Origin of the sequence: Bradyrhizobium sp. USDA 241 (assembly GCF_049739505.1) — a bacterium.
Classification (GTDB): domain Bacteria; phylum Pseudomonadota; class Alphaproteobacteria; order Rhizobiales; family Xanthobacteraceae; genus Bradyrhizobium; species Bradyrhizobium liaoningense.
On sequence record NZ_JBMGPZ010000005.1, the window covers coordinates 1,655,197 to 1,675,400 of the forward strand.

At 63.2% G+C, this 20,204-nt stretch carries 21 protein-coding genes; 7 read left to right on the plus strand and 14 right to left on the minus strand.

Annotated elements, in window-relative coordinates:
- Nucleotides 1-948 (minus strand): AAA family ATPase, encoded by a 948-nt coding sequence (locus ABIF91_RS29730; protein WP_284282713.1) that lies wholly within the window; start codon nucleotides 946-948, stop codon nucleotides 1-3.
- 147 nt (nucleotides 949-1,095) lie between these two features.
- The gene (locus tag ABIF91_RS29735) at nucleotides 1,096-1,296 is read right to left on the minus strand and encodes a hypothetical protein (protein ID WP_027545881.1); all 201 of its coding nucleotides are present in this window, start codon (nucleotides 1,294-1,296) and stop codon (nucleotides 1,096-1,098) included.
- Between the two features lie 223 nt (nucleotides 1,297-1,519).
- Between ABIF91_RS29735 and ABIF91_RS29740 the strand changes: the two genes are divergently transcribed.
- A complete protein-coding gene (locus ABIF91_RS29740) occupies nucleotides 1,520-2,494 on the plus strand; it encodes a quinone oxidoreductase family protein (protein ID WP_028178905.1) in 975 nt (324 codons plus the stop codon).
- A 38-nt stretch (nucleotides 2,495-2,532) separates the two neighbouring features.
- On the opposite strand, the gene ABIF91_RS29745 is transcribed toward ABIF91_RS29740, so the two are convergent.
- Both ABIF91_RS29745 and ABIF91_RS29750 read right to left on the minus strand, forming a co-directional pair.
- A complete protein-coding gene (locus ABIF91_RS29745; protein WP_028178906.1) occupies nucleotides 2,533-2,808 on the minus strand; it encodes a hypothetical protein in 276 nt (91 codons plus the stop codon).
- A gap of 103 nt (nucleotides 2,809-2,911) precedes the next feature.
- Nucleotides 2,912-3,520 (minus strand): S24 family peptidase, encoded by a 609-nt coding sequence (locus ABIF91_RS29750; protein ID WP_027576185.1) that lies wholly within the window; start codon nucleotides 3,518-3,520, stop codon nucleotides 2,912-2,914.
- Nucleotides 3,521-3,684: 164 nt separating this feature from the next.
- Between ABIF91_RS29750 and ABIF91_RS29755 the strand changes: the two genes are divergently transcribed.
- Complete coding sequence (locus ABIF91_RS29755; RefSeq protein WP_028178907.1) at nucleotides 3,685-4,218, plus strand: GcrA family cell cycle regulator; 534 nt, start codon at nucleotides 3,685-3,687, stop codon at nucleotides 4,216-4,218.
- A gap of 46 nt (nucleotides 4,219-4,264) precedes the next feature.
- The gene (locus tag ABIF91_RS29760; protein ID WP_028178908.1) at nucleotides 4,265-4,840 is read left to right on the plus strand and encodes a hypothetical protein; all 576 of its coding nucleotides are present in this window, start codon (nucleotides 4,265-4,267) and stop codon (nucleotides 4,838-4,840) included.
- Nucleotides 4,841-4,885: 45 nt separating this feature from the next.
- Here the strand turns inward: ABIF91_RS29760 and ABIF91_RS29765 are convergent, their stop codons facing one another.
- From ABIF91_RS29765 to ABIF91_RS29785, 5 genes are all read right to left on the minus strand, one after another.
- Nucleotides 4,886-5,242, minus strand: coding sequence for a hypothetical protein (locus ABIF91_RS29765; protein ID WP_028178909.1), 357 nt, complete (start codon nucleotides 5,240-5,242; stop codon nucleotides 4,886-4,888).
- 874 nt (nucleotides 5,243-6,116) lie between these two features.
- Nucleotides 6,117-6,458, minus strand: coding sequence for a phasin (locus ABIF91_RS29770; protein ID WP_028178910.1), 342 nt, complete (start codon nucleotides 6,456-6,458; stop codon nucleotides 6,117-6,119).
- 241 nt (nucleotides 6,459-6,699) lie between these two features.
- Nucleotides 6,700-7,017 carry a c-type cytochrome gene (locus ABIF91_RS29775; RefSeq protein ID WP_028178911.1) on the minus strand — a complete coding sequence of 106 codons (318 nt, stop codon included), beginning with the start codon at nucleotides 7,015-7,017 and terminating at the stop codon, nucleotides 6,700-6,702.
- Nucleotides 7,018-7,302: 285 nt separating this feature from the next.
- Entirely contained in the window at nucleotides 7,303-8,133 is an 831-nt protein-coding gene (locus ABIF91_RS29780) for an alpha/beta fold hydrolase (protein WP_028178912.1), read from the minus strand.
- Nucleotides 8,134-8,281: 148 nt separating this feature from the next.
- The gene (locus ABIF91_RS29785) at nucleotides 8,282-10,078 is read right to left on the minus strand and encodes a ShlB/FhaC/HecB family hemolysin secretion/activation protein (protein ID WP_028178913.1); all 1,797 of its coding nucleotides are present in this window, start codon (nucleotides 10,076-10,078) and stop codon (nucleotides 8,282-8,284) included.
- Nucleotides 10,079-10,208: 130 nt separating this feature from the next.
- On the opposite strand from ABIF91_RS29785, the gene ABIF91_RS29790 reads away from it, so the two are divergent.
- The gene (locus ABIF91_RS29790; RefSeq protein ID WP_028178914.1) at nucleotides 10,209-11,486 is read left to right on the plus strand and encodes a FecR family protein; all 1,278 of its coding nucleotides are present in this window, start codon (nucleotides 10,209-10,211) and stop codon (nucleotides 11,484-11,486) included.
- 60 nt (nucleotides 11,487-11,546) lie between these two features.
- Nucleotides 11,547-14,288 carry an EAL domain-containing protein gene (locus ABIF91_RS29795; RefSeq protein ID WP_424579548.1) on the plus strand — a complete coding sequence of 914 codons (2,742 nt, stop codon included), beginning with the start codon at nucleotides 11,547-11,549 and terminating at the stop codon, nucleotides 14,286-14,288.
- Nucleotides 14,289-14,303: 15 nt separating this feature from the next.
- On the opposite strand, the gene ABIF91_RS29800 is transcribed toward ABIF91_RS29795, so the two are convergent.
- Nucleotides 14,304-14,564 (minus strand): hypothetical protein, encoded by a 261-nt coding sequence (locus tag ABIF91_RS29800; protein WP_028178916.1) that lies wholly within the window; start codon nucleotides 14,562-14,564, stop codon nucleotides 14,304-14,306.
- A gap of 257 nt (nucleotides 14,565-14,821) precedes the next feature.
- Between ABIF91_RS29800 and rocF the strand changes: the two genes are divergently transcribed.
- The gene (gene rocF / locus ABIF91_RS29805) at nucleotides 14,822-15,799 is read left to right on the plus strand and encodes an arginase (protein WP_028178917.1); all 978 of its coding nucleotides are present in this window, start codon (nucleotides 14,822-14,824) and stop codon (nucleotides 15,797-15,799) included.
- A 177-nt stretch (nucleotides 15,800-15,976) separates the two neighbouring features.
- Nucleotides 15,977-16,261 (plus strand): hypothetical protein, encoded by a 285-nt coding sequence (locus ABIF91_RS29810; protein ID WP_028178918.1) that lies wholly within the window; start codon nucleotides 15,977-15,979, stop codon nucleotides 16,259-16,261.
- Between the two features lie 3 nt (nucleotides 16,262-16,264).
- Here ABIF91_RS29810 and ABIF91_RS29815 read toward each other — a convergent pair whose 3' ends face one another.
- The 4 genes from ABIF91_RS29815 to ABIF91_RS29830 form a co-directional block, all read right to left on the minus strand.
- Nucleotides 16,265-17,479 carry a mandelate racemase/muconate lactonizing enzyme family protein gene (locus ABIF91_RS29815; protein ID WP_028178919.1) on the minus strand — a complete coding sequence of 405 codons (1,215 nt, stop codon included), beginning with the start codon at nucleotides 17,477-17,479 and terminating at the stop codon, nucleotides 16,265-16,267.
- A gap of 137 nt (nucleotides 17,480-17,616) precedes the next feature.
- Nucleotides 17,617-18,903, minus strand: coding sequence for an NRAMP family divalent metal transporter (locus ABIF91_RS29820; RefSeq protein ID WP_035676371.1), 1,287 nt, complete (start codon nucleotides 18,901-18,903; stop codon nucleotides 17,617-17,619).
- Between the two features lie 229 nt (nucleotides 18,904-19,132).
- A complete protein-coding gene (locus ABIF91_RS29825; RefSeq protein ID WP_028178921.1) occupies nucleotides 19,133-19,318 on the minus strand; it encodes a hypothetical protein in 186 nt (61 codons plus the stop codon).
- A gap of 228 nt (nucleotides 19,319-19,546) precedes the next feature.
- Nucleotides 19,547-20,197, minus strand: a complete 651-nt coding sequence (locus tag ABIF91_RS29830; protein WP_028178922.1) for a general stress protein — start codon at nucleotides 20,195-20,197, stop codon at nucleotides 19,547-19,549.
- Nucleotides 20,198-20,204 lie beyond the last annotated feature (7 nt).

The window sequence follows — 20,204 nt, forward strand, 5'->3', positions numbered from 1 at the left end:
TCAACCGAAGACGTTGGACCGTGCCGTCTTGGCAATGAAGGTGGTCACTTGCGGTGCCGCTGCTTCTATGTCCGTCTCGTATTTCAGGAGGACGTTGAGTGTGTCCTTGACGATCTCGGTGTCGAGCTCGGAAGCCTGGAGCAGCACCAGCACGCGCGCCCAGTCGATGGTCTCGCTGACCGACGGCAGCTTCTTCAGATCCAGCGAGCGGATCTCGTGGATGAAGCCGACCATCTGCCGGCGCAGCGTCTGGGAGATGCCGGGCACGCGGCTTTCGACGATGCGTTCCTCAAGACGCTGCTCGGGGAAGCCGATATGAAGATGCAGGCAGCGCCGCTTCAGGGCGTCGCCGAGATCGCGCTCGCTGTTGGAGGTGAGGATCACGGTCGGCGGCGTGATGGCCGACACGGTTCCGAGCTCGGGGATCGTGACCTGGAAGTCCGAGAGGATCTCCAGCAGCAGCGATTCAAACTCCGCATCCGACTTGTCGATCTCGTCGATCAGGAGCACGCAGCCGCCCGGCTGCTCCAGTGCCTGGAGCAGGGGACGCGGCTCGACGAACTCCTTGGAGAAGAACACGTCGCCGAAATCGTGGAGCTGGTCGAGCGCGGCATGCAGCGTCTGCGCGCCGCCGAGAACCTCGCCGAGCTTGTCCTTCAGGATTTGCGTATAGAGTAGCTGCTTGGCGTATTTCCACTCATAGAGCGCCTTGGCCTCGTCGAGGCCCTCGTAGCATTGCAGGCGGATCATCTTCATGCCGCGCCAGGCCGCGATCGCCTTGGCGAGTTCGGTCTTGCCGACGCCCGCGGGGCCCTCGACCAGGATCGGCTTCTCGATCTGCTGCGACAAATAGACGGCGGTCGCGATCTGCCGGCTCGCGATGTAGCCTTGCGCGGCGAGGCCGCTCTCCACTGCCTCGATCGAGGTCGAGGCCTTCTGATCAGCCACGAAAGGGCGCTCCCAAAGGTCTTGGTTGAGGCTTGTTCTGCCTGCGTTCCCGGCAAAGAACAAGCCTCGTTTGGGAGGCATCAGACCCGCGTGAACGGCGTTTTTTCCGCTTAGCGCAAATAGTTAAGCGGTTCGCCGTTCGCGCGATCAGTGCCGCAGCAGCTCCGGCTTGCGGATCGTCTGTCTGACCTCGGCGCCGCAATCGGCGCATTCATACACGAAGTCGATCTTGGCAAGGCTCCAATGCGGCTCGACCTCGCGCACATACATCGGCAGGAACCCCATGCAGGTGGGGCAATTCACAGGCGCGATCTCAACGTCCTGATGATGCTGAACGTAAGCTGGCATCGCGGCTCTCCTTCGCAGGCGACCACCAACCCCCGCGCGAAAGCTACTGCCGGTTACCCCGGAGCCCTCATCAACTCTTTCGAACAGAGGCGGAACGGTCGGCGTTTGTCGTTCGCTGTGACATTCTTGTTACGGATGGTACTGTAAGGGGCGGACCAGATGCCTATTTCGTAGGCCGGTTGGGTTCACTGGATTTCACTGCAACGATAAGGGAGCAACGCCCATGACGCATGCCATTCGCTTTCACAAGACCGGCGGTCCGGAAGTCCTGGTCTGGGAGGAGGTCAATGTCGGCACACCTGGAGCCGGCGAAGCGCGCATCCGCCACACGGCTGTCGGACTCAATTTCGTCGACATCTACAACCGTTCGGGTCTGTATCCGGCGCAATTGCCGAGCGGGCTCGGCAGCGAGGCGGCTGGTGTCGTCGAGGAGGTCGGGCCCGGTGTCACCGATCTGAAGCCGGGCGATCGCGTCGCTTATGGCGCCTCGCCGCTCGGGGCTTATTCCGAGGCGCGGCTGATCCCCGCCGACCGGCTGTTGAAATTGCCCGACGGCGTCGATGACAAGACCGCAGCGGCAATGATGCTCAAGGGGCTCACCACGCAATACCTGATCCGGCAGACCTATCGGGTGAAGGCCGGCGATACCATCCTGCTTCACGCTGCGGCCGGCGGCGTCGGCCTGATCTTGAGCCAGTGGGCCAAGCATCTCGGCGCGACCGTGATCGGCACCGTCAGCAACGACGAGAAGGCAAAACTCGCCAAGGCGCATGGTTGCGACCATGTGATCATCTACACGCGGGAAGATTTCGTAAAGCGGGTGGACGAAATCACCGGCGGCAAGAAGGTGCCGGTGGTTTACGATTCCGTCGGCAAGGATACGTTCCTCAAATCGCTGGATTGCCTCGCGCCGCTCGGTGTCGCGGCTCTGTTCGGCCAGTCTTCGGGAGCTGTCGAGCCGCTCAATCTCGGCCTGCTGGCACAGAAGGGGTCGCTCTACGTCACGCGTCCGACGCTGTTCACCTACGCCGCCAAGCGCGAAAATCTGGTCGCGATGGCGAACGAACTGTTCGACGTCGTCAAGTCCGGCGCGGTCAAGATCGAGGTGCACCAGACCTATCCGCTGAAGGACGCCGCCAAGGCGCATACCGATCTTGCGGCTCGCAAGACCACGGGATCGACCGTTCTTCTGGTCTGATGTTCGGCCGGGCCGTGACGCAAGCTGCTTGGCCTGCGTCACGTCCGCTCGTACTTGCGCAGATCGCGGATGTGATCAAGGCGGATTGCCTGGAGGTCGACATCCTCGGGCGCAATCTGGGGCAGGGTGGCCTCGGTCAGCATGGCCTCGGTCACGTCCTCGACGGTATTCTCCACGATTTCGTGGATGAACGAGATGTTCCGGTATTCACCCAAGGCGATGCGGGAGATGACCTCCCGCCTCGTGATTTCGGGATCGACGACCGCCTCGCGGCCCCGCCGCCCATAATCGATCATCACGACGAAGTATTGCATGAAACGATCCTGCCGCGCCCGTGGTCGGGGACGCGGCAGAGTATTTCCGAAAAACGGAACTTTGTCAACCGCGATTTCTATAAATCAGAAATCGCTGCGGCCTTTACTTGCCCTTCTTGCGAGGACGCGCCGATTTCGCACGCAACCGCTCGAGCTGCCCCTTGGGCATGGACAGGCAGATCTCACCCACCCAGTCGAGCTTGACCCCGACGATCGGCTTGGCATTGAAGCTCGTGAGATTGACGACGGAGGGTGATTTTCCCCGCTCGATGGTCTTCAGATAGCGCTCGCCGGTCTTGAGGCGGACCACCGCCTCTTCGCCGTAGAAGCTCGACAGCGGATGGCGCTGGTCCTTGTAGACCACGATCACGTCGCCGCTCTCGTATTTGGGCAGCATCGAATCGCCCACGATCTCGAATGCGATCGTCTCTTCCATGATCGGAAAGGGCAATGTGATGTCGCCGAGACCTTCCGGGGGAACCTGTTCATAGTCCGGCTCGATCACCGCGCCGGCTCCGACGCGGCCCATGATCGGCGCGAGATTGAGCTCGAGATATTCCATGATCGGAATGATTTCCGATGCCTTCACCAGACGCTCGCCGCCGAGGATCTCCGAGACCGCGCCGGGCCGCACGCCCATGGCTGCTGCGAGGCCGCCCTTGCTCTTGCCCGTCTTCTCCAGGCCTCGTTCGATCATTGCAACGTCCAACATGGTGATTCCCTCGATTGCGCGCCGTCTCGCCTCTTGTAATCCGAAATTCGGAATTGATGCAATTATGAATATCAGAATTATCGCTTGACATCGTATTCGGAATAACGGAATGTGTGTGCCGCTTCCCGGTCGCCTGATCGGAAGGCGCATCACAGGACAGCATCATGGAACCGGGCCAATGGCCGTCGGAGCACTCCGACGCGCTTCGCGACTATTTTCTCAAAGGCATGTCTTACGCGGAGATCGGAAGACAGATTAACGCAAGGTTTGGAACGGCTTATACGCGCAGCGCGGTGGTCGGCCGCGCCAAGCGGCTCGGGCTCGTCGTGCCGGAATGGATGACGAGCCCGTCGATCGTGCCAACTTTGCCGGGCGAGCCCAGTCTCATTTCGCCGCGCCGGTCGGCGTTGCCGAACCTGAGCCTGCCGCCGAAGTCCGCAATGAAGCCTGCGGTGCGGGTGAAGTTGCGTTGTGTCGGTGTCCAGCCGCGCCTGATCCAACTGGTCGAACTCGAGCCGGCCGACTGCCGCTATCCCTATGGTGGCGACAAGGACGGGGAGGACATCACCTTCTGCGGCCACCCGCGCCAGCCGGGCTCCAGCTACTGCGCACCACATGCCGGCCTGGCGCGCCGTTCCGAGGCTGCGTCAGCCCGTGCCGCAGGCCCCGTCGTGTTGAAGCTGGTCTCGGCCGCCTGAAGCGGCAGCCGTCCGTTCAATCGTCAGTCTTGCAAGGAGTATCCGAGTGGTTCGTGCCCGACGTACCAAGTCCTACAAATTGGCGCAGATCTACGACCGGCGGTCGCGGGAGGTCCCGTTCAATGCCGAGGTGGCGGAGGTGGAGGTCGACAATCCGCTCGCGCTCGATTCAGGCGAGAAGATCCTAGCCATCCGCTCAATCCGCAACGATCCGCTCGGCCGGCTGCACGCACACCACCAGATCGACGAGGCGCAATACCGGGGCGGGCGCGCCTTCCAGGACGATTGGGAGCGGGCGGAGCGGGGCCCTCAGGCAGTGGATACGACACGCGAATATGTCGATGGTACGGGCACGCGCGAGCCGGTCACCGAGAGCCAGCGACAGGCGGTGCTGCGGCTGAACCGGGTCGAGCGCGAGCTCGGCACCGATGGCGCCGCCCTGGTGCACGACGTGCTGGTGCTGGGTTTGACGATGGATCAGATCGGGCAGCGTCGGGCCGTCCGGACGCAGCGCTGGAACGACTATTTCGGGCGGCGCTTTCGCGAATGCCTGGATCGGCTGGCGCTGGTCTATGGCTTCGCGACGGAGGCCGGGACACAGCGCGCGGACCGGCGCAGATGATTGCGGCACGCCTGTGGCATCGGCCGCAGGCGTGCCGGCCTGCCGCTACGGATGAGGTACAATCCGGTAAGGCGTCGTGTAGGGCTCGACGCGGAGCGAGGCGTTGGCCAAAAGCCCGATCTTAGCGGTCGGCGCCTGCTGCAGTTCGCCGTTCGGGCCACGATGCACGCTGTATTGCCAGACAGTGAGGTCGCCCTTTTGTGCCAGCGCGTGTGCAACGGCGCTCGCATCATTGCCGCCGAGCGCCTGAAGCTCCTCTTGCGACAATCCGACGACGATTTCGTCCTTGATGGTGACGATCTTGAACAGGTTCATCCTGGTCTCCTGCGCCCATGCGCCTTGTATCGAGAGGGTGAGAAGCGCGACCGCGGTGCCCTTGATGAGATCGCAGCGAGAAAGCATGCCGTTGTCCTTTGGTGCTGACGCGCGCCCAAATCGATGAGTCTTCAGCCATGGCGCCCGTATCTGCGTGGCCGTGCCGCAACGGCTTGGTCGCTCGCTCGCGGACGGCGGTTCACGGCGGAGTTGCACCCGGACCGACGGTTCCGGCTGCGAACTGTCGCATCAAGACCAGGACTGGCTGCAAGATCGACCTCTCATGCCGGCGATACAACCGCCGAAGTCGGGCTCAACAATTACGTGTGCATGCTGAAGCATCGCCAATTCGTGCGCACGATGTGAATTCACATCGGAAACAAGCTGAAACGTTGTGCGGATTGATCGCGATCAGGGCTGTGTGCGTGATTGATGCAACTTCTTGACGCAGGTGGGTGACGGCGGTCGATATTCCTGTTATCCGGAAATCGCGGTGAGGCGATGCAGACGAAGCGTCGCTACACCCACGGTTGGGCTTGCCGGATGGGTTGTTCCTTGGCATAGTTGCAACCGAGCAGTTGAGGCCATCGTTCGGATGCAGTTCAGTGTGCGAACTCGGCGGTCCCCGGCCGAGGCTCGTCGCGATTGGTTCTGGTGCGGCGTTCGGTTCTTGGCGGATCACGAGGGCCGGTGCTTGTCATAGGTGCGAGATGAAAAACCTCGATTTCGCGGTTGAGTTGCATCTCAAGCTCGGTGTGCCTGCAAGCAGCACTGTCGAAAGTCTGCGCCTGCTACGCGCGTTCCTGAAGCTCGCGCCTCGACAGCGTTTCGAAGTGATCAAGGATGACGGACGGCGAATGAGGTCATTCGGTGGCCCATCATGGACCTGCGCCAGTATCGAAGCGCGGATCTCCACGCCGCACAAGGTCAATTTGTGGGCACCCTGTGCACACACCGAGAATCAGGACTTGCCCTTGCCTTGTTGCATGAGAGTGCCGGTCATCTCGCGCATGTGATCTCCGGCGCTGGTGAACTGACTGCGCAGGAAATCCGACTGGATTCGCATCGCTTCCTGGAGATCGGTGGCATGCACCAGCTTGCGTGCATGCTCGAACGCCGACTTCATGTTCTGCTCGGTGAAAGCCAGCGCCTGCTTCGACACCTCCGTCCCCGCACCCGGAACGGACGACATCGACTTGGTGGCGGCGTCAAAAAACATGCCGAATGCCTTTTCCGCCTGGTCAATCGTCTTCTCAGCCAGGTCGCGCAGTTCGGCCGGAACTTCGAGCTTCGGTTCGATCATGGTCGCACTCCTCCCTTTTCTTCAACTGAATACCACACTTGCCCGACCGCCTTCCAGCGGCCAGCCTCGGGGGAACGACGCCGGGGCGGCGGCCCAGGCAGAAAAAGGAAGGGAACGGCACAGGGCCGGACTTTAGGACAAGGGGTGCTCGGGAAAAGCTTCTTCCGCGGCGAGATCTTGATCCCTGCCGGCCTCCGGCAGGGATTTGCGTTTGCACCGGGTCGTGATCGTCCGGCGGCTGCTAACGCAGCGATGAGATATAGGCCGCGATATCGGCGGCTTCGCTCCGGCTCAAGGGAAAATTCGGCATCTTCGGGTGCGGATCGAGCAGGAAGAAGGCGAGCCTTTCCGGGCTGAAGTCCGGCCTGCGCGCAACAGATGCAAAGGAGGGAACGTCGGCGCTCGCCTGGGTTTGCCCGTTCGCCGCGACATGGCAACTCGCGCACCAGCGCTTGGCGAGATCGGCACCGTGATCCGCGTCAGCTGCGAGGGCGGACGACGTGCCGACGCCAGAGATTACGCCAAGCAGCAGGCAAATCCGTCTCACATGCCGGGACATAGGGCAATCTTTCTGCGTTCGCACGCGGTCGCCGCGCTCATCCGCAGCATGATCCTGGAAACTGCGAGAGGTCAATTCGGGCGATGATCGACCGCAGCAGCTTGCGGGTCTAGAGATGCCGTAGGAATGACGGCATTCTTGCCGCGGGCAGGCCAAGGCCTTTCGTATGAAGGCTTTTCGTATCAAGAGTTTCGGTATAGTGCGACACGTGTCTCTCCAAGGCCATATGGCTCTTCTATCGTGCCGCTTTGGAGCCGCCTTTGATCTGCCGCAAAACATTCCCGGCTAATAGTCACCTGGGTTCATGATCATCGGGCTCTTCGTATCCACCGGTGCAAGCGCGCTGCTTGCGCTGTCACGCAGGAAGCGGTCGAGCGCCTCCTGGATCTTCTCCTTGACCGAGTTCGGACCGCGATCGCTCATCTCGGTGTGCTGCGCGCCGGTGTGGACGATATCGATGCCGCGCGCCTTGGCCTCTTCCGGCGTCGGCAGCACGCCGGGATCTGTCACGAAACGCGGGTCCTTCGATCGGAACGACAGGATCTTCATGTGGTCGCTGAGCACGAAAGGCACCCGCAGATTGTCGAGCGTGATCACCTTCGACACCAGCTCCGGGTGCTGATGGGCGACGTACATGGAGACATCGCCGCCGTTGGAGTGGCCGACGAGGGTGATATGGTCGTATTCGACGTTCTCCTGCCGTCTCTTCAGTTCGCCTAATACGAAGAGAATGTTGGCTTCGCAGCGGATGTAGACTTCACGCCGGCCGACATATGGCTGACCGACATGGGTCATCAGCGGCGGATCGCTCGGCAAGTCCTGCTGGATGCTGGCGACCAGATAGCCTCGTGCGGCGAGGACGTTGGCGAGGAAGGAATATTCTGTGGCCTTGACGGTATTGCCGTTACTGATGATGGCGAGCGGGAGCTTCCACAGACCGAGATTGGCCTTGGTCTCAGCGTCGCGCCGCACGGCAATCTCCACCGAGATCGGCCGCTGGCGGGAGGCGTCGAATAGGGTCAGGGTCTCATGGCGGATTGCGAACTGGCTGACGACAAAATACTGCCCAACACCAAGGACGCAGAGCAAAGCCAGGATACCAAACACCTTCCTCATGGTTCTGTCTCAAAATCACCTTTGACTGAACATGGTGATCGGGAACTCCAGGTCGAGCGATCGTGAGCAGGTTACGGGATTAAATTTAGGCAAGTCTGTGACGTGGCCGCAAAAGGGTCGCATGCCGGCTCGATCGACGGCAGGACAGCTAGAGACAGTAGGCCCTGCCGCGCTCGGGGCAGACCCGGAACGCGCTCGACAGTGTGAAGAGGAAGCGTGGGCTGCGGCGCTCGTTGTCCGGCGCCCGGTAGCTCAGGGGGACAGCCACCCCGAGATCCGCCTGGAGATCGTACGGCAAGAAGAACCGCACACCGGCCCCGGCTGATGTCAGCGACAGGCCGTCGCTCAGTCGGTAACCGTCGTTCCAGACTGCGCCGGCGTCGCCGAAGACGTAGAGCTGATAGCCGGTCCAAGAGTGGAAATTGAGCTTCTGATCGAAGCGCAGTTCGAGCGAGCCGGCAAGCCCGTTATCGCCGCTGATCTCGGCTGCGCCATAGCCCCGGCCGAAGGCCGCGCCGCCAAGATAGAACTGCTGCGAGGTGAACAATGGCCGCGATGCCGTCTGGCTCGCAGCCGAGAGCTTGAGCGACCAGGCGCCGTTGATTGTCTGGTAGCGCGTGAACCAGAAGTTCAAGACCGAGAAATTCGACGAGGCGCCGTCGCGCGACAACAGATCGTCGTCGAAATGCGATGCGCCAAAGATGTCGAGACCCTGGCGGTAGGTCAGCGTCGCAAGACTGGTGCCGCCGAAGCGATCCTGGAGCCGGTAGTCGGCGGTCAGGCTGGCGGTCCTGATGTGGTCGTTGTACCAGGGGCCGTAAATGTCGTGCTCGGATACGTTGCTGAAGCTCCCAGCCGCGGTAAGTGTCAGCCCCGAGGATTGCGACATGAAGGGCACTGTGCTTGCCCGCACCTCGAAAGCTTCGGTCGTGGTGATGTCGCTGTCGAGACGGCGTGCGTCGCCGGGACGGACTGCGCTGTAGAAGACGGAAGCGCCGAGGCGCACACCGTCAACGCCGATTGGTGCGTCATAGGACAGGCGCGCGAAGCCGAGCTCGCGGGGGTCGTTGGCAATGGTCGACAGGTTGACCGCCAGCACGTCGCCGGGCGCGAGGTAGGAGTTGAATGCGCCGGTCGCGTAGGTTTGCCAGGGGCCGACCGATGACGATCCGAGATTGTCCACGGCGAATGAGGAGAAGACGTGCCAGGCCTTCAAATAGATGGTCAGGCGGAAGTGGCCGGTCGTACCGCCGATCTCCTCCAGCGCGGTGTCGACGATCCGGACGCCCGGCCTGCCGTTGATCAGGAAGAGCTGACGTTCGAGCGTTGCCAGCCGCGACGGTTGTTCGGCCAGAACCGGCGCGAGCATCGGCCTCACGCCGAACTGCTCGGCGCCGTCGCCCTTCAGCTCGGCCTGCACGATGGCGCCTTCGATGACCTGGATCCGGACCCGGCCATCGACAATGTCCTGCGGCGGCACGATGGCGCGGCTCAAGTGGAATCCAGCTTGGCGGTAGAGGTCGCTGATCGCGCCGGCGATCGCGGCGAGATCCGACTGCGCGACCTTCTTGGCGAGAAAAGGCTGATACACTGCGGCGATGCGCTCGCGGGAGACAGCGTGAGCGCCGATGATGCTGATTCCGCGCAGCACGAACTGCAGCTTGGCATCGCCGTCGGCGCTGGGCCGGTCGACTGTCGGCAGTTCGATCGGAGGTCGGCTCTGCGATTCCCGTTCGGTTTGGTTCTCGAAATATTTCTCGGGCTGACGCGGATCGAAACCCGGCTGGTTCGCCTGTTGTGCGAATGCCTGCGGAACTCCCGTGAAAATAGGTGCCAACAACGCCAATACGGAAATGAAATGCCGCTTCCCGCCGCGTGCAGCAAAGCCGTCTCCGTAGTCTGACGGAGGGATTGCCCTGTGGCGGTAAGGGTTCGTTAGCTGCATGATTTTTCTTAGGTTTTTATGGTCAACGATTGGTTAATGAGGCCACGCCACCGGCTTCTTCCTGCTAATCCTCTCTTGAGTGATTTCGGATACGCCTCAGGTCCGGCTGTAACGCGGACTGAGGATCGTCATGCTCGGCAAAGTTGGAATGCGGTGCGCCTTCGTCGTGGCGCTGGCCCTGGCAACGGCTTCCGGTGCATTCGCTGCGGATGACGGTGCCTGGTCTGTCAGCAAGTCCTCCGGCGAGGTCTGGCTTGCAACGAGCGGCGCGCAGCAGGTGTCGTTGAGCCAGGAAGGGACGCTGAAGCCGGGCGATGCCATTCGTACCGGGCGCAACGGACGCGTCCTGCTTGTTCGCGGCGAGGAGACGATTCTGATCTCTCCCAATTCGGTGGTGGGCCTGCCGGCCGAGAAGAAGGAGGGGCTCTCGACCACCATCATCCAGCAGGCGGGTTCGATCCTGCTCGAGGTCGAGAAGCGCAACGTCAAGCATTTCGAGGTCGAGACGCCCTATCTCGCCGCCGTGGTCAAGGGAACGCAGTTCAGCGTCACGGTGGGTGCCGGCAGCACCAAGGTCGGCGTGCTCCGCGGGCAGGTCGAAGTCTCCGATTTCAAGACGGGCCAGATTGCCCAGCTCATGCAAGGACAAGCGGCGGCCGTCTTTGAGCGCGGCAAACCCGGTCTCAGCCTAAGCGGTGCCGGGACGTTCAATCCGATCGAGCACGGCAAGCCGCGCGTTCCCACGATCGAGCGAATTCCCGTGCCGAAATCAGGCCTGTCGGCGCCGCGCAATGCGGCGAACGGCCATGCAATCCACGCGCTTGGCCCGATCGACAAGGGCACGAAGGCGGCCGGCGCACAGAAGCCATCGCATCAGGCGGCTGGAGCCCATGCCTCCAAGGCCGGCGTCGTGCGCATTTCGAGCTCGCTCGGCGAGGTCAAGCTGAACTTCCACAAGGTGACGCGCGGACTCGCCCACGGCGTCGTTGCTCCCGGCCAGGTGCGCAACGCGAACGCCAGCAGCGGGGCCGAGACAGTCTGGAGCGACAGCAAGACCGGTACGACAGTATCCAACAGCGCAGTCCAGACTGCGGTGACGACGAGCGGTGCTGCAACGGCTGGCGGCAGCAGCTCGGCCGGTGCAAGTGCGGTGATCGCCGCAGCAACAGCCGGAGCATCTAATGACGGCCCCGGTGCCAACAACGGAAACGCCGGCAACAATGGCAATGGCGGCAACAGCGGCAATAACGGCAATAGCGGCAACAATGGTAGCAGCAACAACGGCAATGGCCACGGCAACGTTGGGGCCACTGGCAATGGCCGCGGCAACAACGGCAATGGTAACGGGAATGGCGGGGGGAATGGTAGCAACGGCCATGGCAACGGGTACGGCCACAACCGACACTGAGGCAATTCCGTAAGGGGATGAGGGGGCGCATCCGATGAAGTGGGTGCTCGGGAGGTTCGGGTGAAACGCTATCGGCCGCATATTCTGGTGGTGATCGCGCTTGCGATCGTGCTGTCCACGGGATGGCATGGCTCGCTTCGCAACGCGCTCACCGACCTGCGGTTCGCGTGGCAATCGCGTGACGCCAGCGGCAGTGTCGTCGTCGTGGCCATCGACGCGCCGTCGATCGATCAGATCGGGGTCTGGCCCTGGCCACGCCGGTTGCATGCGGAGCTGCTGCGCAGGCTCGATGCGGCGGGGGCGCATGACGTCGCCTTCGATGTCGATTTCAGCACGCCGTCCGACCCGGCCTCCGACGAAGCCTTCGTCGGAGCGCTGCGGGAGGTCGGCGGCTCGACGATCCTTCCGTCCTTCAAGCAGCCGGCGCCGAATGGTGGCGCGGCTCACGTCAACCGCCCCCTGAGGCAGTTCAGCAACCAATCGTGGCCGGCTGTCGTCAATGTCGCGGTCGAATCCGACGGGCTCGTTCGCCGCTATCCGTTTGGCGAGAAGCTCGGCGACGCCTTGATGCCGTCGATGGCCGTTGTGCTGGCGGGACAGGACGTCAATCGACGGCCGCCCTTTCTGTTGGACTTCAGCATTCGTGCGGCTTCCATTCCCGCTGTCTCCTATGTTGACGTGCTGCGCGGCGATACCGCCACGCTCGGCAAGCTGAAAGACAAGAAGATCGTCATCGGTGCTACGGCGCTCGAGCTCGGTGACCGGTTCAGTGTTCCGAACGGCAAGATCATCTCAGGGTCGATCCTCCAGGCGCTGGCCGCTGAATCGATCCTGCAGAACCGGATGCTGCGCTGGACGTCCGATATCGGCATGATCCTGGGCCTGGGTGCGATCTGCCTGCTGATGATGTCTTCGTGGCGTCGCTTCGCTGCGGGAATTCGCGTCGCAATCCTCGTCGCGGCCGGGGTGGCTGCCGAACTGGTCGCAGCCCTCGTGCAGGCGAGGTGGCCCCTCGTCATCGACACATCGCTGTTCCACATCGCTATCATCGCTTATCTGACGGCAATTGCGCTGGACGAAATCGATTTCCGCAGTCTGTTCGGACGCATCGCCGAGAGCCGCTTCCATCGCATCGCGATGTCGCTCGGCGACGGGCTCGTCTGCACCGACGAGGAGCACCGGATCACGGTCTGGAATCCCGGCGCGAGTGCGATCTTCGGCTACATGCCGGTCGAGATCATCGGCCGCCCGTTCGAAACGCTGTGTGCTTTGCCGGTGGACGGCGGTGCAAGGCCGTCGATGCACGACGCCGCGCGCCAGGCGCTTCTTGTTCCGGGCGGGGCGGTCGTGGTCGAGTTCGAGGGCCGGCGCAAGAACGGGGAAACCTTCCCAGTCGAAGCGAGCTTCTCGGGCTGGCAGGGAACGGATGGCTTTCAATACGGAGCGATCCTGCGCGATATTTCGGTCCGCAAACGTGAAGCCGAACGTATTCGCTACCTGGCAGAACACGACGCGCTGACGGGGCTTGCCAACCGGAATATGCTGCATGCGGGCCTCGCTGACCTGATCAGTGCGGCGGAGCGGCGGTCTTCTGGCGTCGCATTGCTCGTGCTCGGGCTCGACGGATTCCATGAGATCAACGACATGCTCGGACACTCGGCCGGCGACCTCGTGCTGCGCGCGGTCGCCGAGCGTCTCCGGCGCGAAGTCGATGGTCAGGCGGTCGTCGCCCGGCTCAGCGGCGACGAATTCGCCATCGCGATCGATTGCGCGGAAGTCGGCGAGTCGATCGCGGCGTTTGCCGAGCGGATCGCGCAAGCGTTCGAGGCGCCGCTCGCGGCGGGCACGCGGCAGCACCGGGTCGGGATCAGCGTTGGCGTTGCCGTCTATCCGGAAGGCGGGCAGACGGCTGACGATCTCCTGAGCAACGGCCATCTGGCGCTGAGCCGCGCGAAGGCGACGCGGCGCGGCAGCCATGTGATCTTCGAAAGTGCGATCAGGCAGGAGCTCGAGAACCGGCTGACACTGGAGAGCGAGCTGGCACTTGCCGTGGAGCGCGGCGAGTTCGAACTGTTCTATCAGCCGCAGGTCCGTCTGATCGACGGCGGTCTTGTCGGAGCCGAAGCACTCATCCGCTGGCGACATCCGGTGCGCGGCTACGTCTCGCCCGGAGAGTTCATGCCGGTAGTCAACACTTCGGCCTTGTCGGAGCGGATCGCAAACTGGGTTATGGAAACCGCCTGCCGTCAGGCGCGAGCCTGGGAACTGTCCGGCAACAATGTGCGCGTCGCGATCAACCTCTCACCCTCGCAGCTCCAATCCGGCGATCTCGCGCATTCGGTTGCAGCGCTGCTCGATGCGACGGGGCTGACGCCATCGCTTCTCGAAATCGAAGTTACCGAAGACATCCTGCTCCATGACGAACGCCGCGTGCTCGCCATGTTCAAGCGAATTCAGGAGCTAGGCGTCCGAGTCCTGTTCGATGATTTCGGCACCGGCTATGCGAGCCTGAGCTATCTCAAGAAGTTTCCGCTCGACGGGCTCAAGATCGACCGGTCGTTCGTATTTGGTCTTCTCGCGAATTCCGACGATGCTGCAATCGTCGGCTCGACGATCGGTCTCAGCAAGCAGCTCGGTCTGACAGTCGTGGCTGAAGGCATCGAGGACGAGGCAACTGCCGACTTCCTGGTCAGCATGGGATGCGAGGAAGGACAGGGATATTTCTTCGGCCGTCCGATGCCGGCTGAAGCATTCGATCGGCAGTTCCTCGCGGCTGGGCACAAGGCTGCCAGCGCTGCCTGAGTGGGGGCTTCGCTTCTACCGCCGGCGCGCCACCGCCATGCCAAAGAGGAACGCAACGAACAGGCTGGCAAGCGGCGCTTCGCGGGTGACCGCTGCGACCGTCGCGAGAGCCCCGCCAGGCTTTCGCGATTCCTCGACGGCAGAGGTCAGGCGGTCGACGCCTGCGCGCAGTCCTCCGGCGACTTCACCGATCGTGCGGGAGACATCCGCCGTTGCATCGATGGCACGCTCGGCCATGCCGGGTTGGGACGTGGATTGCGGTATCTCGGTGCTCAAGGCGCGTCCTCCAGGCCTGATTAATGGAAGCCGACACCTTTGGCTATCCGCGCGAGCGCTCGTTCTGAACAGCGGGTCTGACGACCTTTGGCTATCCGCGACAGGCGCCGTGATTACGGCGGGTGCCGGCCTCGAATGGCAATTCAGCGCACGGGATTTTGTTCCGGAGGATTCGACCGGAGCGCACCTTCTCCGGGAAACGTCGGGTGCGAATCTCTGTTAGGCTGGGTCAACCTTGCTGAAGTCAGGAGACGGCCGTGACCGATCGGACCGTGACGGATCGAGCCCGGCGCATCGCCTTGCTCGGCGCTCCCATCGACATGGGAGCTTCGCAGCGTGGCACCTTGATGGGGCCTGCGGCGCTGCGCACTGCGGGCCTGGCGACACTGCTCGAAAGCCTGGATTTCGAGGTTGTCGACTATGGCGATCTTTCCGTAGCCGAAGTCCGGGACCTCGCCGACACGCCGCCTGAAAATGCCAATCACTACCGAGAAATCCAGCGCTGGACACGAGTCCTGAGCCGCAGAGGCTATGAGATCGCGACAACCGGTGCGCTGCCGATCTTCCTTGGCGGCGATCACACGCTGTCAATGGGGTCGGTCAACGCGGTGGCGCGTCACTGGCAGGAGCGTGGACGCGAACTCTTCGTGCTCTGGCTCGATGCCCATGCCGACTACAACACCCCGGAGACGACGATCACCGCGAACATGCACGGCATGTCAGCTGCGTTCCTGTGCGGCGAGCCCGGCCTCGACGGCCTGCTCGGCGACGATCCGCGCGCGTCGATCGACCCGGACAGGCTGGACCTGTTCGGTGCGCGTTCGATCGACAAGCTCGAAAAGGAGTTGATGCGCTTGCGTCGGATCAGGATCGTCGATATGCGCCAGATCGACGAGTTCGGCGTCGCCGTCATGATCCGGCGCGTCATCGAACGGGTCAAGGCGAGCAATGGCGTGCTGCATGTCAGCTTCGACGTCGATTTCCTCGATCCCTGCGTGGCGCCGGGCGTCGGCACCACGGTGCCGGGTGGCGCCACCTATCGCGAGGCGCATCTGATCATGGAGCTGTTGCATGATTCCGGCCTGGTAGGATCGGTCGATATCGTCGAGCTCAATCCCTTCCTGGACGAACGTGGACGGACGGCGCGTGCTGCAGTCGAGCTGATCGGCAGCCTGTTCGGCCAGCAGATCACAGACCGGCCGACGCCGAGCAACGCAATCGCTCCGGGTGAGTGAAGCGGCGGACGGCGCTTGTGCGCTGAAGGCGAGGCGGTCGGAGGTGTGTTCCCAGCTGGGATTCGGCTGCAGCAGCTGGGTCGGACGCGCTGGCCTGGAACTTGCTTGATGGGGGCGGGGGGAACCGGGTGGGGCGCAGTCGAGTTAACCTGCAATAGGAAAATAGCGGATCCTTCGATGACAAGTGGTCGTTTCGCAATCTCCATCTCCACCGCCCTTCGGCATCCCGGTGTGATCGCGCTGATCGTGGCGGGTGTGACGATTGCGGCAATGCTGATCGTCGACCACGGGCCGTGGAGCCGCGCCAAGACCCAGCCGGCTCATGTCGCGATGTACGCGACCACGGGAGAAGCGGCGCGCGCCGCAGGCGCCGCCGTGCTTCCGACCGAACCGAAGTCACCGGTCGAGCCGGCACGCCCGGGGCCGAAGACGTCCCCGACCGTCAATCCCGTGACGCCGTAGCTCTCAGCTCCTGCGGCCGTAATTGAGGAGCCCCCCGCTCGTCTTCGGCGGGTGCGCGCGCAAGGCGTCCTCGTTGGGCTCGGTGCCCCAGCCGGGCCGGTCCGGGACGATCAGATGGCCGTCCTGAATCTCCGGCTCATGCGTGAACAGCTCGCGGTCCCAGGACAGACGATCGATGTCGATCTCCATGATGCGCAGGTTCGGCACCGCGGCACAGAAATGTGCGTTCATCATCGAGCAGAGATGGCCGTAGAAATTATGCGGGGCGACGTTGACCTCGAAGGCTTCCGCAGCGCTCGCGATCTTCATCGATTGCCAGACGCCGTTCCAGGGTGTGTCGATGATCGCGACGTCCATCGCTTGCTCGTGGAAATAGGGCAGGAATTCCCGCAAGGAGAGCAGCGTCTCGCAGGATGAGATCGGGTGCGGGCTCTGCCTGCGGATATAACCAAGCGCCTCCGGATTGAAGCTGTCGATCTCGACCCAGAACATGTCGAGGTCGGCAATGGCGCGCAGGATCTTCAGATAGCCTTCGGTCTTGGCGTTGAAGTTGCAGTCCAGCAGAATGTCGACGTCGGGACCCGCGCCGTCGCGCATCGCCTCCAGATGCATGTGCAGGTCGCGCAGGATCTTGCGGTCGACGTTGATCTCGGGGGCGAAGGGTGAGCCGAAGCCGGGACGCCAGCCGGTCGGCTTGCCGTCGTCATAGGAAAAGATGTTGGTCTTGAGCGCGGTGAACTTCTTCTCGCGGACCTCGCGCCCCATGGCCTTGACGCCGTCGAGACTTTCGATTGGCGGCTTGTACCAGGATGGGTGATTGATGCGCCATGTGGCGCAATGCGACCAGTAGACCCGGATACGGTCGCGGATCTTGCCGCCGAGCAGCTCATAGCAGGGGACCCCGAGAGACTTCGCCTTGGCATCGAGCAGCGCATTCTCGATTGCACCGAGGGCTTGCGCCACCACGCCGCCGGCGGCGGGACGGGTCGCTGCGAACAATTCGGCAAAGATGCGCTCGTGCTGGAAGATGTTCTGCCCGATGACACGGGCGGAGAGGCGATGGATGGCAGCCCCAACGCCGGGGGAGCCGAAACCCTCGTCGAACTCGCTCCAGCCGACGATGCCGTCCTCGGTCGTCAGCTTGACGAAATGGTAATTTCTCCAGCCGGCATCGCAGGCAAGGATCTCGAGGCTTGTTGCTTTTGATGATTTGCTCATGTCGCTCCCTGTCGCCCGGGCTTCTTCTTGTGGCTCGATCCGGGCCCGGACCGCATTGTTAGGCCAACCGAGGACCTGCGTGAAGGGCGCAGCGATGCGCCCGCGAGCGCATCCCGGCAGCGCTTTCGCCGGTCTCGTCAGCCAACCACCGAAGAGACGAGCAGGGCGAGGACGGCCAGCGCCATCAGCGCAGTGCCGAGCCAGCCCAGCGCGATCAGCCATGAGCGGCCCCTGAAGCGGCCCATGATCGCGCGGCTCGAGACGATCAGCATCATCATGGCCATGATGGGGACGGCGACGATGCCGTTGAGCACTGCGCTCCACACCAGCATGTGGATCGAGTCGATCCCGGTGAAGCCGAGGCCGAAGCCGATGAGGGTCGCCGCCGCGATGATGGTGTAGAAGCCGACCGCTTCGTCCGGCTTGGCCTCCAGCGTGGCACGCCAGCCGAAGATCTCCGCGACGCCGTAGGCGGCCGAGCCCGCCAGCACCGGGATCGCGAGCAGGCCCGTGCCGATGATGCCCATCGCAAACAGGGCGAAGGTGAAATCCCCGGCGAGCGGCCGCAGCGCTTCGGCCGCTTGCGTCGCCGAATTGATGTTGGTGATGCCGTTGGCATGCAGGACCGACGCCGTGGTGAGGATGATGAAGAAGGCGATGCCGTTGGACAGCAGCATGCCGGAGATGGTGTCGGCCCTGATGCGCGCGAGCTCCGGCTTGCCGCCGTGCCTGAGCTCGCGAAGCGGCTTGTCGCGCTGGCCCTGGTTCATCTCCTCCACCTCCTGCGAGGCCTGCCAGAAGAACAGATAGGGGCTGATGGTGGTGCCGAGCACGGCGACCACCATCATGAAATAGTCGCCGCTGACATTTGCCTTCGGCCACACCGCGGCGAGCAGCGCCGTGCTCCAGGGAATGTCGACGGTGAAGGCGGTCGCGACATAGGCGAACAGCGCCAAGGTGAGGAATTTCAGCACCGGCGAATAGCGGCGGTAGGGCAGGAACACCTGCAGCAGGGTCGAGCCGGCCGCGAAGATCAGCGCGTGTTCGTGGTTGAGGCCGCCGATGACGAGCGAGAGCGCCTCGGCCATCGCGGCGATGTCGGCGGCGATGTTGAACGTGTTTGCGGCAACCAGCATGGCGACGAGGGCCAGCACCGCCCAGCGCGGCGCGATCTGCATGACGTTGGCGGCGAGCCCCTTGCCGGTGACGCGGCCGATCCGCGCGCTGACGAGCTGGATCGCGATCATGAACGGCGTGGTCAGGAATACGGTCCAGAGCAGCCCGTAGCCGAATTGCGCGCCGGCCTGCGAATAGGTGGCGATGCCCGACGGGTCGTCGTCGGCAGCTCCGGTGACGAGGCCCGGTCCCAGCCTTTGCATCAGCGTCGGCGCGGATTTCGTCGGCGTGAGGGCGCTGTCGCGCATGTACGGGGACCTCGCAGGGGTGCTGGCGTGTCCCTAGCAAATGCGAATGCGGGAACATAGGTTCCTGCCGCGCGAACGCCGGAATTTCTGATAATACTAAATTCGCTTGCTCCGTCGGGCAAAACAGGGGTAGATTGCCAGCATCGCAAGACGTCTCGAAAACGGCGGCCATCCGCGGCTCGCAACCGGCGGCGGAAATTCAGTGCGGGATGAAGCTGCCCGGGTCGTCTTACTTCACGCTGACGAACATGCCCCAGGCGGCGGCCAGCGCCGCGCCGGTGAAGAGATCCACCGGATTGTCGCAGAACGTGCCGCCATAGCTGCACACGTCCGCTCCGAATTGGCCGAGCTCATGACGGCTCGCGGAATAGAACAGTCCCGACAGCACCAGCAATGCAGCGGCGACGTAGTACATTGACGATCTCCCGGCTTGCCCCGTCCAGGCGACATGTCCCAGCATGACGCGAAGAGATTTCACTTCGCCCAATCCGCTTTGCTGAATTTAAGATAAAGTTTGACCCGTCAGGCAAAACACCGGCAAGATGAGACCATGGACGAGTGCCGGCGTCGCGATGATGACCGGCGTTCGGCATGAAAAGGCCCCGCATCGCGGGGCCTTTGTCGTGTTGGGCCTACTGCCGGCTTATCGCCGCGAGCCCGCGCCGTATAGCTCGCGTTCGCGCCGGACATCGTCGGGCGCAAGTGGCGGGCTGGCGGCATCGAAGTCGGTCCAGCCGGACTTCTTCCAGGCTGAGCTGCGATCCTGCAAGTTCACGGACCTCTCGTGCAGAAGCGCTTCGAGGCGTGCGCGATCCTGATCCGGCACCCTGGCTGTGACTAGCGTGCCGCCACGGCGAACGCCCTCGGCATAGAGCGATGCATCCTCCTTGGAGACACCGGCTTCGGTGAGGGCGCCAACGATGCCTCCGGTTGCCGCGCCGGCGGCCGCACCGACAGCGGTCGCAGCGAGCCATCCGGCAGCGACGACCGGCCCGAGGCCGGGAATGGCCAGCAGGCCGAGGCCGGCGAGCAGGCCTGCCGCGCCGCCGATGCCGGCGCCGATGCCCGCACCGGTCCCCGCGCCCTCGGCGCGATCGTCGGTGCCGTCGCGATCACGATCGACCTTGCCGCCCGATGTGAGGCCGGCCTTGCCGGACGACGAGTCGTACCAATTGTCCGAGTTGTTGGCGACGATGCTGATATCGGAGTGCGGTACGCCGGCGTTTTCGAGCCGCCTGACAGCCTGCTCCGCATCGGAATAATTGTCGTAGAGACGAGAAATGGTGGTCGTCATGCTAATT